Genomic DNA, 5,634 nt, shown 5'->3' with positions numbered 1-5,634 from the left:
GAAGGGATTAAAACGGTGTATGATGCAGCTCCAGATAGATTTGCAATGATTTTAGATAAATCGAATCCTGAATTTAAAAACTTACCAGGTATTGGAGTTTTAGTTGGTGGTTTATGGGTTGCTAATTTATATTATTGGGGTTTCAATCAATATATTATTCAACGTACATTGGCAGCTAAATCTTTAAAAGAGGCACAAAAAGGTATTTTATTAGCAGCATTTTTAAAGTTGATAATTCCTGTAATTGTTGTTGTGCCAGGAATTGCAGCATATGTAATGGTAAACGACCCAGAGATTATGGCAAGATTAGGAGCTGCAGGATTGCAAAACTTACCTTCGTTAGAGCAAGCTGATAAAGCGTACCCTTGGTTGTTACAATTTTTACCAACAGGATTAAAAGGTGTTGCGTTTGCCGCATTAACTGCAGCTATAGTTTCATCGTTAGCTTCAATGCTTAATTCAACATCAACCATTTTTACAATGGATATTTACAAACAATATATCAATAAAAATGCAAGTGATAAAGCAACTGTTAATACAGGAAGAATATCAGCTGCAGTTGCATTAATAATTGCAAGTATTACAGCTCCGCTATTAGGAGGTATAGACCAAGCTTTTCAATTTATACAAGAATATACAGGAGTTGTAAGTCCTGGTATTTTAGCCGTATTTATGTTAGGTTTATTCTGGAAAAAAACGACAAACAAAGGTGCAATTGTTGGTGCTTTGGTTTCAATACCAATAGCAATGTATTTTAAAGTTGCACCAAAAGGTTGGTCTACAAGTTCAATTTTTGTTGATTTACCTTGGATGGATCAAATGGGGTATACTGCAGTGCTTACTATGATAGTGATAGCAATTGTAAGTTTACTTCAAAACAAAGGAAAAGAAGATGAAAAAGGAATTACAATCTCTAAAACATTATTTAAAACAAGTCCATTATTTAATATTGGGTCGTTTGCAGTGATGTTAATTTTAGTGGTATTGTATTCGTTATTCTGGAAATAATTGAGTGTTTATGTATTTTGGAAAGGGAGCTGGTGAAAATCAGCTCTTTTTTTTATGTTTATAATTTACAAATGATTAAACTTATTATCAAAAATAGGAGGTATAAAGAATTCATTTTTTTATAATTTAGTGTAGTATAATTTTAAGATGATTTAAAATATGAAATTCCATGTATTTTTTTTCCTAGTATTAGCGACTTCATTAATTTTTGCACAGCAAAGTTACAAGCCTATAAATGAAGAGGCTTCACTTGAAGTTCAGCAGCTATTAAAAGATTTATATGAGCTAAAGGGTAAAAATATTATCTCTGGTCATCACAATTACAGTCATCATTTGAGTAAATGGCATACGTATGTAAAAAGTAATACTGGAAAATTACCTTTAATTTGGGGAACTGATTTAAATCGTTATTACAATGAAGAGACAATCAATTCAATTGTAAAAGAAGCTATTAAAAGAAATAGTGAAGGTTATATTGTTACACTTATGTGGCACACAGGTAGGCCTCAGGATAATCCACCTTTTAATTGGAATAATAGTACACAGGGTGAATTAACCAAAGAGGAATGGAAAGATTTAATAACGCCAGGTACTTTGCTAAATAAAAAGTGGGAAAGTAGAGTAGATTCAATTGCTTCTCACCTAAAGAAACTTCAAAATGCAAATGTTCCAATTTTATGGAGACCTTATCATGAAATGAATGGTTCTTGGTTTTGGTGGGGAGATAAAAAAGGAGCTGATGGTTATATTAAACTTTGGAAAATGATGTACAATAGATTTGTAAATTACCATAAGCTTAATAATTTAATTTGGGTATGGAATGCCAATGCCCCACGTGATAAAAAGAATGATGAAGCTTATGATTATGATTTTTACTTTCCAGGAGTAAATTATGTAGATGTACTTGCTGCAGATGTTTATCACAATGATTACAAACAAACTCACCATGATGATTTACTAAAATTAGGAAAGGGAAAATTAATAGCATTGGGTGAAGTTGGCGAGGTTCCTTCTCCTCAAATTCTTAACAAACAACCTATGTGGTCTTGGTTTATGATTTGGGATAAATGGGCTGAAACTCACAATACACCAAAACAGATAATTGATGTATATAATTACCCAAGAACAAAGTCACATAAATAACTGATTAACAGCTGTATGTTAAAATTTTTATAAAACTTAAACTAAAGTAGGTGTAAATCTAAATCCTTACTAAAATCCTTATTTTTTTTACCTTTTTTTAAAATAATTATTCAATTTTATTATATAGGTAGTAGGCTAGAAGTAAATTAACAACTTTATATGTTATATTAATATCTACGCATTATTTTCAGTATAATATCTAAAGCTGAAATTAATAAATGTATTTTTTACGTTTTTTACATTAATAAATGTAAAAAATACATTATTTATTTATATATTTGAATTGTAAATCAAAATATAAGTCTTAATTTTCATCTACAATAGTTGTTGAAAATTTTGTTAAACTTAAAAAAACTATTACATGAAAAGCAAACAAAATTATTATTTAAGAAACCATCTCAAAAAGGTTTTAGTCCTTTTTTTGGTAGTTACTTTAGTTAAAGTAAATGCATCATCTTTTGATACTTTAAAAGGAAATGATGGTATTAAAAAGGAAGCTCGTGTAGCTCAAACTCAAGTTTCAGGAATTGTAACAGATCAGCAAGGTACTCCATTGCCTGGTGTAGCAATCACTATTAAAGGAGTTGCAAAAGGTGTAACAACCGATTTTGATGGAAATTACTCAATAGCAGTAGATGAAGGTCAAACACTAGTTTTTAGTTATATTGGTTTTGCAACTAAAGAGGTTGTAATAGGTGGCAAAAAAACAGTTAATATAACCTTACAGGAAGATGTTTCTAAGTTAGATGAAGTTGTAGTTATTGGATATGGTACTGTTAAAAAAAGTGACCTTACTGGTTCTGTATCTTCTGTGAAAGCAGATGAGATAGCTAAAATGCCTGTTCAATCTGTTGACAAAGCATTGCAAGGTCGTGCAGCAGGTGTTCAAGTAAAAACAACTTCAGCAGCACCTGGAGGTAGTGTAAGTGTAATTATTCGTGGAGGAAACTCAATTAATAGTTCTATACAACCATTATATATTGTTGATGGAATTCCTGTTGATGAAAACTCATTAAATTCTTTCAATCCAGATGATATTGCTTCAATAGAAATTTTAAAAGATGCATCATCAACTGCTGTTTATGGTTCAAGAGGTTCAAATGGTGTTGTATTAATTACTTCAAAAAGAGGAAAAGTAGGAAAAACTCGTGTACAATATTCAAGTTATTTAAAATATGAACAATTTACAAAAGGGTTGAATCTCTTAAACGGAGACGAGTTTGCTGAAATATTTAATGAATGGTTAGTGAATACAGGTAGTAACCCTGTTTATAATGGTGATAATAGATATTTTCCAGCGCCAGGAACTATTGGTGAAGGTACAGATTGGATTGATCAAATTACAAAAGATGGATTTGTTCAAAATCAACAAGTATCCATTTCAGGAGGTAGTGAAGATGTACGATATAGTATGTCTGGAAATTATTTAAAACATGAAGGTATTATTTTGGGTGGTGATTTTACAAGAGGTACATTTAAAGTAAATACAGATGTAAAAGTAAATGATTGGCTATCTATAGGTAACAACTTAAATATTAGCCGCAATGTAACAAATGGCTCAGGGACAAATACAAATATGGAATCTGGTGGTGGTACAATTAATGCCGCTATTAAAATGTCACCAGTATTACCAGTTTATGATATTAATGGTAATTATACTGCAAATAACTTTCCGGGCGCACAGGGAATTGAAAATCCAGTTGCAAATGCTAATGAGATTATAAATAGAAACACAAATGACAGAGTTGTTGGTTCTCTTTTTGCAAATCTTACCCTTTTAAAAGGTTTAAATGCTAAAATTAGCTATGGTGTTGATATTAAAAATGTTAAATCAGTATTTTTTGAATCGAGCAATACTATTGGTGGAGGTTTAGTTGGAGGTAGAGCGGCAATTGATAATAGCACTGCTAGTCATTTTATCAATGAAAATATATTTACCTATAAAAAAACATTTGGAGAACATAAAATAGACCTTTTAGGAGGCTATTCACGTGAGTGGCAAATTTCTGAATCTAATGGGATTAGTGGTGTAGGTTTTCCTTCTGATGCATTAGAATACAACAATATTAATAGTGCAGAAACTCCTGGAATACCAACTTCTTGGAAAAGCAAATGGCAATTAGAATCTTGGATAAGTAGAGCAAAATACAACTACAAAGGAAAATACTTATTTACATTCACCGGCCGTTATGATGGTTCATCAAAATTAGCTGAAGGAAACAAATGGGCATTTTTCCCATCAGGAGCTTTTGCTTGGAGACTTTCAGAAGAATCATTTATGAAAGATAAAATTGATCAAATTTCAGATTTAAAATTAAGATTAAGTCATGGTCTTACAGGGAATTCAAATATTGGATTGTATAGATCACAAGTAATTTTAGGAATTGGTGGCTATCCTTTTAATGAAGCCGTTCAAACAGCGGTATACCCAAGTACTTTGGGTAATCCAGATTTAGGTTGGGAATACACAACTACTTCAAATGTTGGAATTGATATAGGTTTATTTCATAATAGATATAGTGTATCTATAGATATGTACAAACAACTAACTAAAGATTTACTTTGGGCTAAAAACTTAGATCCAATTTCAGGATATGCAAGTTCATTAACAAATGCAGGTACTTTAGAAAACAAAGGAATTGAGCTAGGTTTAAATGCAACTATTATTGAAGGTGCTTTTAAATGGAAAGCATCCGGAAACATTTCATTTAACAGAAATAAAATTACATATTTAGATGATGAAGCAAACCAATGGAAAGTGGGCTTACCTGTAGGTGTTTTTAGAGGTAAAAAAGAAATTGGAATTTTTAGAGATTGGGATGATGTTAATAATTATGTAGATGAAAATGGAGCGGTAATCATGCCAAATGCTGAACCTGGTGATGTTAAATTTGCAGATTTAGGAGGTGCTTTTGATGCAAATGGTAATCCTGTTGGTGACGGTAAAATTACTGGAGAAGATGCAGTAATACTTGGAGATCCTAATCCAGATTTTATTTTTGGTCTTACAAACAACTTTTCTTACAAGGCATTTGATTTATCAATATTTATTCAAGGTAGTCAAGGAAATGATATTAAAAATAGTACCGGATCATATTTACATCAAGTAACTAATATGCGTAATAATTTATCTAGAGATGTATTAGATAGATGGACTCCAGAAAACCCGGACGGTAAATTTATGAAAATTGGAGGAACAGGAGCTATGTCATCTATTGAAGATGCAAGTTATATAAAACTCCAAAATGTTAATTTTACATACAATATTCCAGTTTCAAAGTTAAAATTAAAAGCAATTTCAGCTGCTAAAATATACGTAAGTGGTCAAAACCTATTAACTATTACAAATTACTCAGGGTTTGATCCTGATGTAAATACAGGTGGAAAAAGCGCTACTAATTTAGGAGTTGATAATTCAGCTTATCCAATGCCTCGAGTTTACACAATGGGTATAAATGTTACATTTTAAATCATAAATTATGA

General features: G+C 31.1%; 3 protein-coding genes. All 3 read left to right on the top strand.

The genetic code is table 11. The features are described 5' to 3' along the window. Positions 1-1,008, top strand: a 1,008-nt coding sequence (locus GQ540_RS02430; RefSeq protein ID WP_291796793.1) for a sodium/solute symporter, incomplete at its 5' end; no start/stop codon positions are given. 159 nt (positions 1,009-1,167) lie between these two features. Next, a complete protein-coding gene (locus GQ540_RS02425) occupies positions 1,168-2,151 on the top strand; it encodes a glycosyl hydrolase (RefSeq protein WP_291796791.1) in 984 nt (327 codons plus the stop codon). A gap of 361 nt (positions 2,152-2,512) precedes the next feature. Further along, positions 2,513-5,620: a TonB-dependent receptor gene (locus GQ540_RS02420; protein WP_291796787.1), complete on the top strand. Its 3,108-nt coding sequence runs from the start codon at positions 2,513-2,515 to the stop codon at positions 5,618-5,620. Positions 5,621-5,634: the final 14 nt, after the last annotated feature.

This window comes from Lutibacter sp. (genome assembly GCF_013139515.1).
In the GTDB taxonomy this organism is placed as follows: Bacteria; Bacteroidota; Bacteroidia; order Flavobacteriales; family Flavobacteriaceae; genus Lutibacter.
Note: the sequence above shows the minus strand (reverse complement) of the source record. Positions and strands in the feature narration are given on the sequence as shown.